Source organism: Sutcliffiella halmapala (genome assembly GCF_002019665.1).
In the GTDB taxonomy this organism is placed as follows: domain Bacteria; phylum Bacillota; class Bacilli; order Bacillales; family Bacillaceae_I; genus Sutcliffiella_A; species Sutcliffiella_A halmapala.
The window spans coordinates 398676-415159 of record NZ_KV917375.1; the positions used below are offsets into that span (position 1 = coordinate 398676).

Consider the following 16484-nt stretch of genomic DNA (forward strand, 5'->3'; position numbering starts at 1 on the left):
TCTTTTGTCAATTTACACAAGTCTTCTGATATTTTGGTGGGATAGAATTTTTAAATTATGCTTAAAAAACAATTTTTAAACAAACGTTTGATTAAATTATATTTTTGTATTGGTTAGGCGAGGTTAAAAGTGGTATGGTAAATATCGACTATTTTCGCACGGTATAGTGAAATAATTATGGGGAAGCAGTTTGGTGGTCAAGTGGTGGAGTTGCATAGACGCTGAAGAAAAGTATTAGCAACTATCTATTAGAACGCAAGGTCCTCCAACTAACTATCAATTGCTTAGCTTGTAGGGAACGGATCGATGATTAACACGAGTCGAGGGACCTGTCCCTGTGACCCTACTCTCAGTTAGAAACGGTTGGTTCCATCACAGTTAATGTATTATTGGTGGCATTCAGATTGACAATCGCTCCTATGGGAATGGCGGCTTTGTATCTGCCGTGTCCGGTAGCAAAGTTGACCATTAGTGGTTTTTCCAACGGCACTAGAAAATAATTAATCAGGTCTGCATATGTGGTGTTATAGGAAACGGGGCAATCTGTACATTGCCCCATGATAATGCCAAGGCTATCATCGAATTTTCCTGCCATGGACAGCTGCGTAAGGTACCGGAGAATCATATTAGTGGGAGCATGGACCTCTTCTAGGAATAGAATTTTTCCTTTTGTATCGATTTCATAAGGGGTACCGAGCGTATTCACGATGGATGTCATATTCCCTCCAACTATTGGACCTGTCACATTTCCAGGCGTGATACCCATGAGCGTTATTTCCGGTGGATTTTGAATGGGCCGTGGTGAAAGGAACGTGGAAGTCGCTGCAAAAAACTGGTTGAAATTATAAGCGGGCGTTTCCAAACGAAAATCAATGAGCATCAGGCTATGAAAAGTAATAAGATCACTAAATTGATACAGGCTGTTCAACAGGACGGTGATGTCACTGTACCCTGAAATGATCTTAGGGTTTTCCCTGATTACATCAAAATCCAAAAAGGGAAGAATGCCCTGAACCCCTGTCCCACCACGTGTCGGTAGAATCATTTTCACATTCGGATTTTCAAACATATCCATGATATCCTCTGCCCTTTTATCTGCAGGTGCAGCCACGATCCCATCAAAAGAATACACATACCTGCCAAAAACAATAGTAAATCCCATGTCTCTCAAAAATTGCACCCTCGCATCTATAATCGTTGCATCAAGAGGACTTCCCGGAGTAACCAAACCAATTGTATCTCCGCTTTGCAGCACTGGTGGTCTATTCGCCATGTTTATTCGCTCCCCCAATTATTCTTCCTGCTTTATTGAATGCATATTATTACTAAATATATGATGGGAAATTTATTTGAGAAGTGTGAGTGACCATAGGGACACTTGTTCTAGGGAACAAACATCTAACATTTCTACAATAGGGTCTCTTATTATTTGGCTGTATTCGCATACTTTGTTGCTTTTCGTAAATAGAATCAACCCGTCATTATCGTTGCAATCGTGCTCTTTTCCATTATGTAATCGAGAGCCTTCTTCTATTTTCTAAGCAAAATGCCGGTAAAAAGTCCAAATGCCGACTTTTCACCAGCTTAAAGCAACAATCTTTACGAAAAGAGCCTATTATTTTTTTCACTGATTTTTGGATAATAATCTATGCTAGTGGGACTGTCACCGTGGCTATCAAACTTCTAATAACCCAAAAGCAACCTACACCATCCTCGGCGGTACAACCGTCGTTAACCAAAAAGTCGCTAACGAAATTGTAAAGTTAATGGAGTAGAAGAAGCAAAGCAGTGGGGGAGGTCCTGTTGCTTTTTGAATTTTTAAAAAATAATAAAATCTATGAAAATAGACTGATTTATTTTTAGGAATATCTGCTATAATATTCTAGTATTTAGCAAATAACCTAAATATAACTAGTTTCGCAATCTTGTATTTTACATGAGAGAAGAGAGGAAGACGTAGGATGCGTTGGAGAAAATGGAGCAAGGCTGTTATACCGTTAGCTATTACAGCAGTAGTAGCAAGCTCACCATTACAAGCACTAGCTTATACTGGAGGAGAAAGAGCTTTAGAAAAGGATTATTTAAGTTTCACCAATCGCTTTAAAAGTATGGCGGAAGAAAACACGAATAAAAACTCCTATCAAAAAGTAAAGGAACAGGCAGCGGTAAGTGACACTACCTATATTGTGAAATATAAGGATAAGGTGTCACCGCAGGAGCATCGAAATGCAGGAGCAACTCTAGTAAAAAGCTATCCGAAACTTGGTTATGATGTTATTAAGGTAAATGCTAAATCGAGCTTATCGAAAACATTAAAAGCATATGAAAAAATGCAGAAGGTTTCGTCTGTTACACCAAGTGTTCTTTATAAAAAGCTAGGGACAGTCGATCCAAAAATAAATGATATGTATCATATTCAACAATTGGATGTGTTAAAAGCACAGAATTTAGTTGGGGACAATAAGGTTCGTGTCGCAGTTATTGATACTGGGATGGACCAAAATCATCCTGAATTAAAGGAGAGAATCATAGATTCAGTAAACATTGTGGATCCGATGAGAAAGCCTGTAGCTGATTTACATGGAACCCATGTAGCCGGGATTATTGCTGCAGAAAAAGGCAATGGAATTGGTGGAGTAGGGATTAACCCTTCAGCAGAAATTATAGCAATCGATGTATTTAACGGGGATATGGGAGCATTTGACTTCGCAATCGCAGAAGGAATTATCTATGCAGTGGATAATGGTGCACAAGTAATTAATATGAGCTTAGGTAGCTTTTATCCTTCCACAATCATTGAAGAAGCAGTAAATTATGCAATTGCCTCTAATGTTGTGGTTGTAGCAGCTGCTGGGAACTCTGGGACAAGCGATAAAGGTTACCCCGCTTCCTATAAAGGAGTAATTAGCGTTGGTGCTACAGATGAAAATAAAGAGCTAACATATTTCTCATCCTACGGTGCTTCGGTGGATATTGTAGCTCCAGGAAGTGACATTTATAACGCAGCTTATACTGGAACGTCTACTTTTATGAACCTGAGTGGAACATCCATGGCTTCTCCGGTGGTCGCTGGTGTCGCTTCTTTATTGTTAGCGAAAAATCCAGATCTTTCACCATATGAAGTAGAATATTTATTGAAAACAACAGCAGATGATCTTGGAGAAAAGGGCTATGATTTAACATACGGGCACGGGTTAGTGAATCCGGTTCAAGCTCTAACAAAGAGTAATACGTCTATCCCTGCTCAGCCTAAGGTAGATGAAGAGGATATCGTAAGTGTTGCAAAAAAATTAACCTTTAATCAAGGGAAAACATCTTCAAGTGGGGCGATTAAACAGCCATACCAACAAGATTTTTATAAGGTTGATGTAAAAGAAGGGGAATTCATCCAAAGTCTCTTAGAGGTTCCAGCTAATTATGATTATGAGCTAGAGTATCGATTCTATCCAACTGGAGAAGCAGATCATGTCGATAACTTCAAGGTGAATTTTGCAGATGTTGGGAATGAAGAAGGATATCTATATGAAGCGTTCATGGATGGAACACTTGTTGTTAGTGTTCAAGATGTAAATGATAACACGGATGTTACACAAAACGCTGATTATACATTATTATTAGAAAAGTTTTCAGAAATTAAGGAAGATACGAACAGCTATGAAAACCCAGTTCAAATCAATACTTTGCCATTCGAATCTAAAGCAAAGGAATTTTTAACGGGAGAATTTGGGGATCAGGATTATTTTGAGTTTGAAGTAGAAGAACTTCAAACTGTCAAAGCAAAGGTTAGTGGAATCCCGAGTGTAGATGTTAGCTTAGCAGTGACGGTTTATGATGAAGAGTACGAAGAAGAATATGTCGTAGATTATAGTAATTTTAATGGACCAGGAAAGGGAGAAACATTAGCTTTTGAAGCGATTCCTGGCTATAAATATAAAGTGGAAGTCGCAAGTTCAATCGGCTATTTTGATGAATTTAGCGGAATATGGTTTGATGGAATAGGTACTCATTCGTCCCATATTGCTTATGACCTTTCCATCGAAGGAAAAGTATTACCAGAAGATTTGGATGGTTTTCCTTATGGGTTGTATGAGTACGAAGAAGAAGTCATAGAAGAAAGACTCAGTTTGAAGGAATATACAACGAAAAGAATGGAACGAAAAGATGCAGAAATAACGCCAATCCTAGAAGATGATTCCGAGGAGTACGAAGAAGATTATTTCTGGGAAACAGCAATACCGTATCAGTTAGGTGATTCTGCTTCAGAATATATTCAATATGGTGATGATATCGATTTATTTAAATTTGAAGTATCAAAAGATGGTATCTATCACCTTGAAGTTTCAGGATCTGACGAAATAACGCCATTTATGGAATTACTGGAATACGATGAATTATTTGGTTGGGCAACTGTTCAGCTTAACTTTGGAATGACGGGCCTAGAGGATTTTATCCAAGCAGGGTTAAAGGGTGGAAAACGTTATATTCTAGCAGTTTATAATGAGCAAATGCGTGCTACATTTGAGCCTTACACTTTACAATCTAAGCTAATCCTTGAAGGTACTCTAGATCAAAATGAATCCAATGATACAGAGGATAGCGCAACTATTCTAAATGGAAATACGATTTCAGGAAATTTTGATATCACCAATGATTTAGATATGTTCTACTTACAACCAGGTGATAAGAATGAGCTATTTGCCTTTTATGTGGATGTAGATAAATCCTTTAAGAAAGATGATTTCCCGAAGGATTATAAGATGACGCCGATTGATCCGATGGTCTACATTGTAGAAGATACAAATGGAGATCAATATTTAGATGAAGAGGAATTCAGCACAATTAGAGTCTTAGATAGAGGCTGGGAGTTTGCAGGGGAGAGTGGTTCCTTCCAGCGTAAGGCAGATGCTGGTTACTTTATCGTTTTAATGAATTATATGTGGGAAATGAATAAAGTACCGGTTTCTACTTATCAATTAATGGCTGGTCCGGTAAATTCAAATGATGAAGATGCTGGAAATGTAGTGAAGAATAATATACCATCTAAGCCACTTTCTCTTACCCAGGTTGGAGATTTTGATTGGGAAGCAACGGGATATCTTAACTATGTAGCAAATGGTCAAGATGTCGATTGGTATCAAATTCCAGCATGGAAGAATAGTGAGCTTGCTATTACATTTAATGTACCTTCAGATATTGATGGGAAAATTCAATTATTTGATAAAAAAGGAAAACTTGTCAAGGAATCTAATTATTACGGACAAGGGGATGCGGAAATTCTCCTCACAACAGGAAAAGAAGCGGGTCCATACTATTTAGCCCTATCAAGTACCGATGGAAATCCAAGCTTAAAGCCCTATCAGGTAGCTATAAAAGCTAAGATGGTACCAGAGAACGGAAAAGTTGAACGAATCTCTGGTTCGACTAGATATGGGACGTCTCTTGCATTCTCTAGTCGTATTCCTGATCAATCATTAGACTATGTATTGCTAGCAAACGGAAATAATTATCCTGATGCATTAGCGGGAGTAGTGTTAAATGATGTATTGAACGGAACTGTATTACTTGTAAGTGATAACGACACCGTTCAAGAAAATGCCCTAAAAGAAGCAAAGCGATTACTTAAGTCAGATGGAAAAATTCTCATCCTTGGTGGCGTTAGTGCGGTTTCCATGAAAGTAGAAAATTCCTTTAAAAAGAACTTTAAAGTAGAGCGAGTTTCAGGGCACAGTAGAACGCACACTTCAATTGAAATAGCGAAAAAAGTATCCAAAAATCCAAAAGAAATTATACTAGTATCAGGATTGAATTTTGCGGATGCATTAACTATTGCACCTTATGCGAGCGATAATCAAATTCCTATTTTGTTGAATTCATCCAGTTCGACATTATCAAAAGAGATAGAAGCATACATTAAGCAGAACAAAGTGAAAAAAGTCACTGTAATTGGTGGAAAAGCAGCAGTTTCTGAGGATGCAGTGAAAAAGTTAAAAGCAGCTGGAGCAACGGATATCACCCGTGTATCTGGACAAACTAGATACTTAACAGCGCTAGAGGTTGCGAAAAAGTACTATCCACAAACATCAGCAGTAGGAATCGCAAATGGAAAAGTGTTCCCTGATGCACTAAGTGGTAGCCATTTCGCAGCCAAAAACAACATGCCAATCGTGTTAGTAGATGGCCAATCCATGGTTAGTGATCTATCAAAATATCTAAAAGAAACAAAAGTACAAAACTACTATATCTATGGAGGACCAAAAGTAGTCGATGGCAATATTGTGAAATAATTATTGGTGGACAGAGGGACTAGGTTCCTCTGTCCACTTTTTGAATTTTCGTAAATCTATGATCTAAACCACCTCTTAAAAAGTTGACGAATTATCAAACATATTTCACGATGCTTTCATTGAGAGCATATCCTTTTTGTGCGTGAGGAGCGTTGAAAGTATTTATTAGGAATCTTTTATCATATACCAGTTAGTCATAAAGATTCTGATCATTTTTTAAAGCACTAATTTTCTTTGTGAGCGGCAGTGCTTTTTTTAGGAAAAATAATCCTATGGTTAGGAGAGCAATATTCATTAATGCACCTGGTAAATTTATATCTACTTTCATAAAAAAACTTGCAATTAGATCTGATAGTAGAAAAAATGCCGGTAAGATAAATATAACTGCTAGTATATACCATATAATGTTAATCCTTTGATAATGCTCTATTTTTGATTTAATATCTGAATAAATAGTAAACTCACCTAGTATGGCTTTTCTTCTAAAATACTGCCATCTGTTAATGGCAGCGATATGTTCAATTTCCATCTCATTCATAAAGCCTAAGTAAGTGTCTTTTTCTGGGATTCTTTCTTCTTTTAAGAATTCAATTCGATATGAAAATTCCCCTGGCTCGCACGCTTTAAAATGATAATAATTATTAGTAATTTCACTAAGTGCATATCCTTGTTTGCACATATTGTTTAGCCAATTCTCTTCCTTTTCATACTCAAGAAAAATATTCTTGAGTATATTACGTTTTACTTTTTTGGTCATCCTTGATCCCCCTCCACCATTTCTAAGCCGTTATAGTATAGTTCTTTCAATCTTTTTATTTCAGATACAAGAGCTTCTTGACCGGCATCCGTTAGAACATATTCTTTTCTTCTAGTGTCATCATTTAAAGAATTGAGTGAAATCCAATTTTTTTTAAGGAGAAGACTAATTGCACCATAAAGCGTTCCAGGGGCAAGGGAAAGTCTGTCATTCGTTAGACTCTTAACATTATTCATAATGCCATAGCCATGAAGTGGTGTTTTTAGGGACAATAAAATATAGTATGTTGATTCTGATAGAGGTGGGTACTGGGAACCTGGCATTAATATCAACTCCAGAATAAAATGATAATAAGTGTATCCCTTGACGTTATATCGATAGACGATATAAGTTGACTATATCCTAAGAGGATATATATTACAATAGGTTAAAATCAGAAAAATAAAAAAACTACCTGTATAGTAAAGTAGCATGCGTTCGCATTATTTTTGAAAAGTCTCTCACTATTGACTTGGGTAACAATGTTTGTGTGCTTGAAAGAATTAAGAGTACTCATCCATTAAGTTCTGCTTTTATCTATTCGTTTGTCTTTTATTTCCGAGCTAAATTATAAATCTTCCATTTCCACATCCTCTGATTGCTTATTCAATAACATATTAGTAAGAAAGATGAATGAAGGAAAAAGATACGAAAACTGTGGAATATTCGATTCTGCAAACTGAAAAGTAACAGCTAAAAATACCATCCCATCCGAAACAGTAAAATTAGTTGATTTCCTCCTCATACCAAATACAATAAACCCTACATATAATAACAAAGCAAGGAGACCATTATAATTTAGCAAACTCAGGAAGGTATTATGTGCCTCGTGATTTTCTGATGGAATCTTCCATATTCCTGAACCAGTGATCAGAGTAGAAAATGATGCTGTACTATTTTCGATATAGGCCAACCAAATTCTGTCTCTAGTTGATAATAGTTCGTATAGTAACGCGTTATCAGCATATGCACTTAGATATATGAAGAGTAATCCGAAGGCAAGTAGTAAGGTGTAAATCATTCTTGGTCGTTTTAATTTCTTAAATAAAAATATAAACAAAGGTAGAGTAGCAAAAGCAGACAAAGTAGTTCTAGCACCGGTTAGATAGAGAAGAATAAATCCTACAATATAGATGAGAGCTTTTGTCATGACTCGCTTCTGTTTTATAAAGAGATAAATGAGAAACGGAGCAACAAATAATCCCCAAGTATTTGAATTTAATACTTCATTTCGTCCAAAATATCCCTTTTCAGTCAAAAACAAAAAGGATATCCCAATAACAAATGCTACAAAGTAATACCGATTTAATACAGTATTTAATACATTGGGTTTTACCAAGAGAAATAGTAAAAGACTTATAATGAAAATTACTAATTGGCTGATGCTTGTCCCCAATACGTAATAATACTTTGGGAGTCCGAAATACATAACCATTAGTAGATTCAATAAAGTAATGGAGAAAATAAAAAGACTGTGCCACTGATTTTTAAAATGCACCTCAATCTTATCCCTAAATAATAATATCCCCATAGCCAAAAAAACAAGATAAAGGACAGGCGAAAGTTTCCAATAAAGTCCCAAAGGGTCACCTGTTACCCCAGTATAGTAGCTGAAAAAAGTAACAGAACTTAATAAAAGCGTTAACAACCAAAGTTTTGCATGTAGATATAGTATTTTATGCATTAATAAACCCTCATTTATTGTAATTAAGTGTACCTCACAACATTTTCTATATAGTATATCCTTCTTAACATTACGAAGCAAAGAACTACATTTTATAACATTTAGTTTATTAAGTAATTATGTTTATATACTAATTGAGAAGATAGGCTATATTTGAATACACTAACCCTTATTAGTTAAATGCCTTGCCCATCGCTAATAAAAGTAAGCTTATCATCTTCTAAATAGTACCCTAATGTATTAAGGCTAAAACTGTAAGGTGGGAAAACACAACCAATTACGCTGATTTTTCATGTGAAAGAACAGACAATGAGATACGCCAGCCAGGAATATATCAAAGTATTGTTGGATCAAGTACCTACCACAACTAAATAAAAGACAAGGCTATCATCTCAACGAAGAGGGGTGATATTTTTTATAGCTAGGTTAATCGAGTAGTAAATCTCTTGAGCCTTCTTATTTGCCTACGTTATTTTCACCAAAAACAGAGTGAAAACAAAAAATAGCTGATGGACTATTAAAGTCAACCAGCTATTTTTTATTTTGGATTAAACCTAGGTGGAGCCCAAATAGCAATTTGATCACCAGGAGCTGCGACTACAAGCCAATCTTCTTCATCAAATTGAACTCCTGCTTGCCAACATTCATAAAAGTCGTGAAAACCATTGACGAAAATTGTGTATCCATTTTCCAAAGTTATAAATAGATACGGAGTTTTTTTATCTAATTTTAAATCTATAAGTTTTTGTCTTCTCATAGTACTTTACAAGGGATAACTAGAAATGGGGGAAGAAAATTGAAGAGTATAAATGTCTTTAAATCAAGAGTAGCATTAATAATAATGATATCTTCGCTTCTCATCACAATTGCCTGTTCAGGCGAATCGGTAAGTTCTTCAGAGGATACCATTAAAATAGGGGTTCTCGCTTCTCTAACTGGACCACTTGAAACCTATGGAAAGCAAACAGTTCTAGGGTTTGAACTTGGACTTCAGTATGCAACAGACGGGACCAATGAAGTTGCTGGAAAAAAGATAGAATTTGTTGTAGAGGATACGGAAACCAAACCTGATGTAGCAGTAAGAAAGGCTATGAAACTATTAGAAGAGGATAAGGTGGATTTTCTAGTCGGATCATCTAGCTCTGGTGATACGCTAGCGGTACTTCCTCTTGCAGAAGAATACGAGAAAATCATGGTAGTGGTGTTTTATGAAGGGGTGGTGGAGAGTGTACCTGTCCCTGTGGTCCCTTGAGCATAAGGGACATGGGACTAGAGGTTCCTCGACCGTTTTCACAAAGTTAAAATGGGAAATTACGCACCGATGAGAAGTTATCGGGGAAGAATGAGTGTAGGACTGGAGCACATTTTTTGTCCTTTTTTCAATTTACACTAGTCTTCTGATATTTTGGTGGTAGGGTGGAATTCTTAAATTATGCTTAAAAAACAATTTTTAAACAAACGTTTGATTAACTTATATTTTTGTATTGGTTAGGCGAGGTTAAAAGTGGTGTGGTAAATATCGACTATTTCCGCATGGTATAGTGAAATAATTACGGGGGAGCAGTTTGGAGGTTTCTTTACGTGCGGAACGAAGCTGCTTTCTTTCTTGTACGTCTTCACATGATTCTATTTTTTGATTCAAGCACTCTATTTTGTCTTCCAACTTTGCGGCAATTTCCGAAAGTTCTTCAGTAGAAAGTGCCTCTGGAGTTTCCCATTTGATTTCGGGGATTTGTTCCACCAAATCGTGGACAGCATAGGCAACATCATTTTCCTGAAGTTTCATTTCTAAATCTAGGGGTAAAATTACTTGATTCATGGTAGAATCTTTAAACATAAGGACACCTCCGTTGGTTATTGTGTGGTAACTTTAATTCTATCAGAGGTTGTCCTTATTTTAATATGTAAAAAGTAACGAAACAAAAAAATATACAAAGAGGCCCGGAAGAACAAGTACTTGTTCTTCCGGGCCTCTTTAGTTTAATTTACTGGGTTTTGTCTTAGCATGTTTTAATCTATTTTTAATTATTAAAAAAGGTTAAATACTCTTGATCGTGACCTACAGTAATATGTGGGATATTATTTTTTTTAAAGTAGTTATAAAAGCTATCTGAATCAATCACTACTTCGTTGAATTCGACATTTTCATTAGTGATAACAAATGGAATTAAATTTGCCCTTTCATAAAACTCGAATGCAAAGTAGAGTTCTTCATCATTAACATAACCATATGTATACTCACTCTTCGGGTAAGAATTTTTATCATCCTCAACTTTTTTTATTGTAACAAACTTTGGAGAAAGTTCCAAAAGGAAATCATTGTAGTATTCTGGAATCAATGCGTATATTATTTTTTTTTCTGGAAATATTCGCTTAATAACTCTTTGGAAATTTTCTTTTGAACAATTTTCTTCCATTTCATATTGATATTGCTTCATAATCCACCTCTATTTAATTGTTTCCCATTTAGGATCAGAAGGATATATTATATGATGCGCTTTGATGTTTGGAATTACATGATAATGAAGTACATCATCTTTGGTACGTTTATTTCCTTCTTTAAATTGATGGTAATCTAGAGCAAAAACGGTTTTATCTTTGCTTTTACTTTTTGTATCAATGATTCCTAAATATCTCCCGTTTTTGGTATTTACGACAAACTTATATCTGTCTAGATCTTTTAATGCCTTATCAACATGTGGTTTAGCGATTTTCCATGCTTTATCAATAGCTTTTGTTCCGACTTTACCTGCTAAAAGTCTAATAGCGGCAGCAGCTAATGGAACCCATTGACCTGTTACTTCATTATCGTCTAGAATAACATCTTGTTCATTAAGAACCAGATACTCCTCCAATTCTCTAAAAACCGGATCATTTAATAGAAACGCATATTCCTCTTCAAAATTTGTTAAATCTACATCAGTAAAATCGGTACCTGACTCTTCAGTTAGTTCTTTTATAAAATGCTCATCTATATCCACATAGTTAACAGACACATCTATATTAGATGCCGATGAATACGAAGGTAAAAGAACTGACAACAACATAATAGAAGCTAAGAAAACACTAAAAAACTTTTTCATATTATTCTCCTTTAATCATATTATTCTAGCATTTTATCTATTTCCAGAACACCACCATTTTGTATTTTATCTAAGTTATAACTATTTTTCAATAGTTTTCCATGAAGTTCTTTCTTTGATAAATCACTATTAAATTCTATAAATAATGCAATAAATCCAGCCATATATGCAGATGCCATAGAGGTTCCACTAGCAATTAAAAAATTACCATCTAATGAATAACTCGAAATTTCCTGTCCTGGTAGTAAAAAGTCTAATTCTTCACCATTGGTAGTACCTTTCCAGATAGCTCCATTCTTATCTATGGCCCCTACTGCTATTACTTTTGAATATTTTGCTGGGTACATAATATCTATGTTATCCTTTAAACCATAGTTACCTACTGATGACACTACAAAAATATTCTTTTTAAGTGCTTTATTAATCGCATTCTCAAGTTTTTTATTTTCTTGAAAGAATCCAAAGGGCATTAGTATAATATCTACGTTCTTTTCAATGGACCAATCAATTGCCTCAATTATATCTTCAATTTTTCCTTTTAAATCTGAAGAAAGTGCTTTTGCTATATAAACATCTGCTTCAGGTGCAATTCCTATATCTTTTCCTGCTATAATCCCATAAATATGAGTACCATGACCATGATCATCTAAATAAGGCTCTTCTGACAATATAAAATTCTTTCCTTCTATTACATTAGTTATTCTGCTATCATCAGATACTCCAGTATCAATAATTGCAATTTTAACACCGTTACCTTTTACCTTGTAGTTTTCATGGATTTTATCAATCTTTAAAAACTCATATCCCCAATTACCATCTAATAATTTTGGCTCTTTAGAGTTCTCTTCATTGATACTTTTACTAAAGAAATAAAATACTATTATTAATAGTATTAAAACAATAATGCCCCACAACCAATATCTCTTCATCATTACCTCCAAAAGCAGTATACTAAATTTTCTCTAAATAATTATATAAAAATTATAGTTAAACAACAATTTTTATATTTTCATTCATTTTCATGGAGTAATTTTATAGTTATTTTATATTTATTAAACATCTTTTTTAAATCTCTATTAAGAACGTAATGAGTTATTTTTTATACTTTATGGTAGTTTCATTATTAAGAGAAGAAAATACTAAGTTAACATACATTTGGAAGAGTTTATTATTCGTTGGATTTTGTGAATTCTAGGGATTTCAACAATTGAAATATTTAACATATTATTACTTAATTTAGCCCTAGCTTTTACTGTATTAGTATTTTTATTTTATTGATATTCTACTTTCTTCAGCGTTCTTAAATAACGAAAGGAAGTAAGGGGATGATTGTATAGATACTTTTTGTTTAATACGTGATTATGTTTTAAGTGAAGATATAGTTTACTATCTGGTTTTTGGTAGTAATGATAACTTAATATGTGAAGAATGTTTAAACACAAAGTAAGTTCTCTGTGCAATAGATGATTGTATGTGTGCAGATACATCTGATGATTTTTTGCCTATGTTACTATGAGTATAATTGTAAGCTAGAATTGAAGGATTAGGATTTTATATATAATCAAAATAGTGATTAGGTTAGGTGACCATATTAGAAACTATCAATTAGAACGCACGGTCTTCCAACTAACTATCATTTGCTTAGCTTGTAGGGAACGGATCGATGTTTAACACGAGTCGAGGAATCTGTCCCTGTGAAGCTGCTCTCAGTTAGAAACGGTAGGTTCCTATTGGTGGCATTCAGATTGACAATCGCTCTTATGGGAATGGCGGTTTTGTATCTGCCGTGTCCAGTAGCAAGGTTGACCATTAGTGGTTTCTCCAACGGCACTAGAAAATAATTAATCAGGTCTGCATAGGTGGTGTTATAAGAAACGGGGCAATCCGTACATTGTCCATGATAATGCCAAGGCTATCATCGAATTTTCCTGCCATAGAAAGCTGCGTAAGGTACCGGAGAATCATATTAGTGGGAGCATGCCTCTTTTAGGAATAGAATTTTTCCTTTTGTATCGATTTCATAAGGGGTACCGAGCGTATTCACGATGGATGTCATATTCCCTCCAACTATGGGACTCGTCACATTTCCAGGAGTGACACCCATGAGCGTCATTTCCGGTGGGTTTTGAATGGGACGTGGTGAAAGGAACGTGGAAGTCGCAGCAAAAAACTGATTGAAATTATAAGCGGGCGTTTCCAACCGAAAATCAATGAGCATCAGGCTATGAAAAGTAATAAGATCACTAAATTGATACAGGCTGTTCAACAGGACGGTGATGTCACTGTACCCTGAAATGATCTTGGGATTTTCCCTGATGACATCAAAATCCAAAAAGGGAAGAATACCCTGAACCCCTGTCCCACCACGTGTCGGTAGAATCATTTTCACATTCGGATTTTCAAACATATCCATGATATCCTCTGCCCTTTTATCTGCAGGTGCAGCCACGATCCCATCAAAAGAATACACATACCTGCCAAAAACAATAGTAAACCCCATGTCTCTCAAAAATTGCACCCTCGCATCTATAATCGTTGCATCAAGAGGACTTCCCGGAGTAACCAAACCAATTGTATCTCCGCTTTGCAGCACTGGTGGTCTATTCGCCATGTTTATTCGCTCCCCCAATTATTCTTCATGCTTTCTTGAACGCACATTATTACTAATATATGATGGGAAATTTATTTGAGAAGTGGAGGGGGGATCCTGTGGTCACTTCATTCTACTATCCTTATAGAAATTTTGATCATATAATTTTCATAGCTATGCACAGATAAGTCGTCTAAAATGCTATCTTCATAGAAATAGTTGTCTAGCATTAAATGGTTTTCTTTAGCATATTCAAGTATTTTTGTGAATAGTGTCCAGAGGTACCTCGTTATTTATTTTAAAAATTCTAAAAATAAAATGTGGAGCTTCTTCTAAGCTGTGGAGCGTAAAGGTGAGTCAGATATCGGATATTCGCTAAACAAAAAAGGACCGGGCGGGGTTTTCCCGGTTTTTCTTATGATTTTTTATAGAAATGATCAAAAATCTTATTTGAGAATGGGATTTTCGAAAGATATTTTTCATTTTTAACTTTATATACGGGAATTCTTAACCGAAATTCGTAATTCACCTTGGATGTGGAGCATTTATTAGATGCTATCTGACACATCTTGAGATTTATCTAACAGATCCTGAATTTTATCTGACGGATCCCGAGATTTATCTAACACTTCCCTGAATTCATCATCTAAGGTGTCCGCAGTGACAGATCCTGTCCCTGATCCTGTGGCTTCTGAAAGATAAAACTCTTTTTCCCGCACAGGATAACATAGATAGACCCCATCATTAAAATCCCAGCCAATATAGTGAAACATAACGTTATAAGGCCGATAGAAACTAAGCCTGTAAAAAAGCCCAGCAACACAATTCTCAACAGAAGGCCGATCGCTCTCAGTAGACCATCCACTCTTCCGATAATTTCATTTGGAATGCGGTCCATCATAAACGCATTTCTGGCCACTCTTGCACCACTATTCCCAATGGCGATAAACAGCATCAGGAATAGATACCCAGGAATCGACATGTAGATGATGAAAGTGATGGCCAGTGTGAAGAGAAGCATGGAGGTTGCAATGATTTTTTCATCCCCGAATTTTCGTGCGGCCATAGGGACAAATACCCCAGCCAGCATGGCACCTAAGCCGTAAATCATCCCTTGGATTCCATAAATATTCCCCTCCACCCTTAAGACATCTGCCAAGTATACCGGGAATAAATAATTCGTAAGCATTACCGTAATAAATGGAAGAGAAGACGCTAGCAGAAAGAGGAACATCGCTGGTTGCTTCATTAAGTAAACGATTGCCGCCGATACTTTTACATTCGATACTTTCGAGGTTCTCGCTACACGATTTCTTGTATAAGGGACTTTTATAAAAAAATAAATGGCAAGTGCATACATACCAACATCCAACAGCAAGATAAAATGCAAATCCCATTTTAACAGGAGGATACTCGCGATTGCTCCGGCAAGCATACTTGATAGCTGCCCCTGAACCTCCATCGTACCATTCAGAACTTTGAACTGATCCCTATGAAACAACTCTTGATTCAGCGCAAACATCGTCGGGAAAAAAATGGTGTAATACAGGCTACCAATCATGTAAATCACAATATAATGCCACAACTCATAGTCCACACCAGTGAAACCGATTATCGAAAAAACGAGCAATACTAGAAGGCTCACCACTTTACTATTTACGATTATTTTCTTACGGGAAAGCTTATCAATCAGGCTTCCTAAATAAGGAGTAAGAATAAAATTGATGATAGTCATGGCGATGGCGACATACCCAAATACCTCATTCCCATTTTGGCTTGATACTAAAAGCCAAGGAATGGCAATCATAGTAATCCCTGTACCTACAGAAGAAGCTATATTTGCAAAAATAATGTAACGAAAACGAGAATCCTTATATAGACTATTCATTTTAGTCTCCCTTTCAACTTTAGATAAACTAATTATAAGTTGAGAGGGAGACAGCTACATTCAGCGAAAGTTTGAACTCTACGTACTTCTTATTAATCAGGGAATTAATGGGGTAACTGCGACGAAAGGTGTATAAGAAACATAGCATCAAGGGCACCA

The 16484-nt window shown here is 35.8% G+C and carries 11 protein-coding genes and 2 pseudogenes; 2 read left to right on the forward strand and 11 right to left on the reverse strand.

All coding sequences use genetic code 11. The features are described from left to right. Positions 1-349 precede the first annotated feature (349 nt). A complete protein-coding gene (locus BK580_RS01945) occupies positions 350-1273 on the reverse strand; it encodes a S66 peptidase family protein (RefSeq protein WP_078378704.1) in 924 nt (307 codons plus the stop codon). A 688-nt stretch (positions 1274-1961) separates the two neighbouring features. Here BK580_RS01945 and BK580_RS01950 point away from each other — a divergent pair. Beyond that, positions 1962-6284, forward strand: coding sequence for a S8 family serine peptidase (locus BK580_RS01950; RefSeq protein ID WP_078378705.1), 4323 nt, complete (start codon positions 1962-1964; stop codon positions 6282-6284). Positions 6285-6474: 190 nt separating this feature from the next. Here BK580_RS01950 and BK580_RS01955 read toward each other — a convergent pair whose 3' ends face one another. The 4 genes and pseudogenes from BK580_RS01955 to BK580_RS23855 form a co-directional block, all read right to left on the reverse strand. Further along, positions 6475-7041: a DUF2812 domain-containing protein gene (locus BK580_RS01955; protein WP_078378706.1), complete on the reverse strand. Its 567-nt coding sequence runs from the start codon at positions 7039-7041 to the stop codon at positions 6475-6477. Beyond that, positions 7038-7364 carry a PadR family transcriptional regulator gene (locus BK580_RS01960; RefSeq protein ID WP_078378707.1) on the reverse strand — a complete coding sequence of 109 codons (327 nt, stop codon included), beginning with the start codon at positions 7362-7364 and terminating at the stop codon, positions 7038-7040. Before BK580_RS01960 ends, BK580_RS01955 begins: the two co-directional genes overlap by 4 nt. A gap of 284 nt (positions 7365-7648) precedes the next feature. Beyond that, positions 7649-8764, reverse strand: coding sequence for a hypothetical protein (locus BK580_RS01965; RefSeq protein WP_078378708.1), 1116 nt, complete (start codon positions 8762-8764; stop codon positions 7649-7651). A gap of 538 nt (positions 8765-9302) precedes the next feature. Next, positions 9303-9521 (reverse strand): annotated as a pseudogene (locus BK580_RS23855) (hypothetical protein); the annotation flags it as partial. Positions 9522-9605: 84 nt separating this feature from the next. Between BK580_RS23855 and BK580_RS01975 the strand changes: the two are divergent. Continuing rightward, entirely contained in the window at positions 9606-10016 is a 411-nt protein-coding gene (locus BK580_RS01975; RefSeq protein WP_078382605.1) for an ABC transporter substrate-binding protein, read from the forward strand. Positions 10017-10262: 246 nt separating this feature from the next. Here the strand turns inward: BK580_RS01975 and BK580_RS01980 are convergent, their stop codons facing one another. The 6 genes and pseudogenes from BK580_RS01980 to BK580_RS02005 all read right to left on the reverse strand — a co-directional run bounded on the left by BK580_RS01980 (position 10263) and on the right by BK580_RS02005 (position 16325). After that, positions 10263-10601 carry a hypothetical protein gene (locus BK580_RS01980; RefSeq protein WP_078378710.1) on the reverse strand — a complete coding sequence of 113 codons (339 nt, stop codon included), beginning with the start codon at positions 10599-10601 and terminating at the stop codon, positions 10263-10265. Positions 10602-10785: 184 nt separating this feature from the next. Next, positions 10786-11202, reverse strand: coding sequence for a hypothetical protein (locus BK580_RS01985; protein WP_078378711.1), 417 nt, complete (start codon positions 11200-11202; stop codon positions 10786-10788). 9 nt (positions 11203-11211) lie between these two features. Then, positions 11212-11847: a hypothetical protein gene (locus BK580_RS01990; RefSeq protein ID WP_078378712.1), complete on the reverse strand. Its 636-nt coding sequence runs from the start codon at positions 11845-11847 to the stop codon at positions 11212-11214. Between the two features lie 20 nt (positions 11848-11867). Continuing rightward, positions 11868-12779 (reverse strand): S8 family serine peptidase, encoded by a 912-nt coding sequence (locus BK580_RS01995; RefSeq protein WP_078378713.1) that lies wholly within the window; start codon positions 12777-12779, stop codon positions 11868-11870. A gap of 701 nt (positions 12780-13480) precedes the next feature. Then, positions 13481-14458, reverse strand: a pseudogene (locus BK580_RS02000) (S66 peptidase family protein). A gap of 625 nt (positions 14459-15083) precedes the next feature. Next, a complete protein-coding gene (locus BK580_RS02005; RefSeq protein ID WP_078378714.1) occupies positions 15084-16325 on the reverse strand; it encodes an MFS transporter in 1242 nt (413 codons plus the stop codon). Positions 16326-16484: the final 159 nt, after the last annotated feature.

Bases quoted from the DNA above. Each gene is read 5' to 3' on its own strand.
- BK580_RS01955 (WP_078378706.1), bottom strand. From the start codon at position 7,041: ATGACCAAAAAAGTAAAACGTAATATACTCAAGAATATTTTTCTTGAG.
- BK580_RS01980 (WP_078378710.1), bottom strand. From the start codon at position 10,601: ATGTTTAAAGATTCTACCATGAATCAAGTAATTTTACCCCTAGATTTA.
- BK580_RS01990 (WP_078378712.1), bottom strand. From the start codon at position 11,847: ATGAAAAAGTTTTTTAGTGTTTTCTTAGCTTCTATTATGTTGTTGTCA.
- BK580_RS01960 (WP_078378707.1), bottom strand. From the start codon at position 7,364: ATGCCAGGTTCCCAGTACCCACCTCTATCAGAATCAACATACTATATT.
- BK580_RS01945 (WP_078378704.1), bottom strand. From the start codon at position 1,273: ATGGCGAATAGACCACCAGTGCTGCAAAGCGGAGATACAATTGGTTTG.
- BK580_RS01950 (WP_078378705.1), top strand. From the start codon at position 1,962: ATGCGTTGGAGAAAATGGAGCAAGGCTGTTATACCGTTAGCTATTACA.
- BK580_RS01985 (WP_078378711.1), bottom strand. From the start codon at position 11,202: ATGAAGCAATATCAATATGAAATGGAAGAAAATTGTTCAAAAGAAAAT.
- BK580_RS02005 (WP_078378714.1), bottom strand. From the start codon at position 16,325: ATGAATAGTCTATATAAGGATTCTCGTTTTCGTTACATTATTTTTGCA.
- BK580_RS01965 (WP_078378708.1), bottom strand. From the start codon at position 8,764: ATGCATAAAATACTATATCTACATGCAAAACTTTGGTTGTTAACGCTT.
- BK580_RS01975 (WP_078382605.1), top strand. From the start codon at position 9,606: ATGATATCTTCGCTTCTCATCACAATTGCCTGTTCAGGCGAATCGGTA.
- BK580_RS01995 (WP_078378713.1), bottom strand. From the start codon at position 12,779: ATGATGAAGAGATATTGGTTGTGGGGCATTATTGTTTTAATACTATTA.